Origin of the sequence: Variovorax stachyos (assembly GCF_051400855.1) — a bacterium.
Lineage (GTDB): Bacteria > Pseudomonadota > Gammaproteobacteria > Burkholderiales > Burkholderiaceae_C > Variovorax.
In genome coordinates this window covers 1-1,245 of the sequence record NZ_JBLFFN010000051.1, presented here as the reverse complement: position 1 = coordinate 1,245, position 1,245 = coordinate 1, and the positions used below count along the sequence as shown (strand labels likewise).

Annotated in this window: 1 protein-coding gene; it reads left to right on the top strand. The window is 71.8% G+C overall.

The window, feature by feature from the left end; genetic code table 11:
- Positions 1-1,245: two-partner secretion domain-containing protein (locus ACMGEZ_RS29645; RefSeq protein ID WP_436825854.1), on the top strand; the 1,245-nt coding region annotated here is incomplete at both ends.

Sequence of the window (1,245 nt, the reverse complement as noted above, 5' to 3'; positions counted from 1 at the left end):
CGCGGCATGCGCATGGTGGTGCAGGAGACGGCCAGGAGCGCGGGCAAGGCCACCGGGGCGACGTCGGCCGTGCTGGCAACGGCACTGACCGGGCTTCTGGCGGCTTCGCCCGTGCCGGCCCAGATCGTCGGCGCCCCCGGCGCGGCGCCGGGCCTCAGGCCCACCGTGCTGGTGGCACCCAACGGCGTGCCCCTGGTCAACATCCAGACGCCTTCTGGGGCCGGCGTCTCGCGCAATCTCTACAACCAGTTCGACGTCCAGCCGCGCGGCGTCATCCTCAACAACAGCCGCACCGATGTGCAGACCCAACTGGGCGGCTGGGTGCAGGGCAATCCGTGGCTGGCCAACGCGCCGGCGCGCATCATCCTCAACGAGATCACGAGCGGCAACCCCACGCAGCTGCGCGGCGCCATCGAGGTGGGCGGCCAGCGCGCCGAGGTCATCGTGGCCAACCCGGCGGGCATCGCCGTGGATGGCGCCACCTTCATCAACGCCAGCCGCGCGACCCTGACCACGGGCACGCCGCAGCTCAATGCGTTCGGCGGGCTGGACGGCTACGTGGTGCGCGGCGGCACCGTCAGCATCGACGGCGCGGGGCTCGATGCGAGAAGCACCGACTACACGGCGATCCTGGCGCGCGCCATCCAGGTCAATGCGGGGCTCTGGGCCAACGAGCTCAAGGTGGTGACCGGGGCCAACGAGGTCTCGGCCGACCAGGCGCAGGTCAGCGCGACCGCCGGCACGGGCACGACGCCCGTCTTCGCCCTCGATGTCGCCCATCTCGGCGGCATGTACGCCGGCAAGATCAGCCTCATCGGCACGGAGCATGGCGTGGGGGCGCGCAATGCCGGCACCATCATGGCCGCGGACGGTTCGGGCCCGCTCTCCGGGCCGGGCGAGTTCGTCATCACCGCGGCCGGGAGGCTGGAGAACATCGGGACGATCCAGGCCGCGCGCGGCGCCAATATCGCGGCCCAGAGCCTCGCCAACAGCGGGCGCATCAGCGCCGGTGGCGAACTCAGGATCGCCACGCCGGGCACGCTGGGCAATGCCGGCGGCACCTTGGAAGCGCAGAGCCTGCAGCTTGCGAGCGGCAGCGACATCGACAACCGCGGCGGCACGATGCGCCAGACCAGCGGTGTCGGCTTGACGGTGACCGCACCCATGCTGAGCAACACGGGCGGTGGCGTGATCGGCGCCGAGCCGGTGCCACAGACGCCTGTGCAGCCGGGCACGGGAACAGGC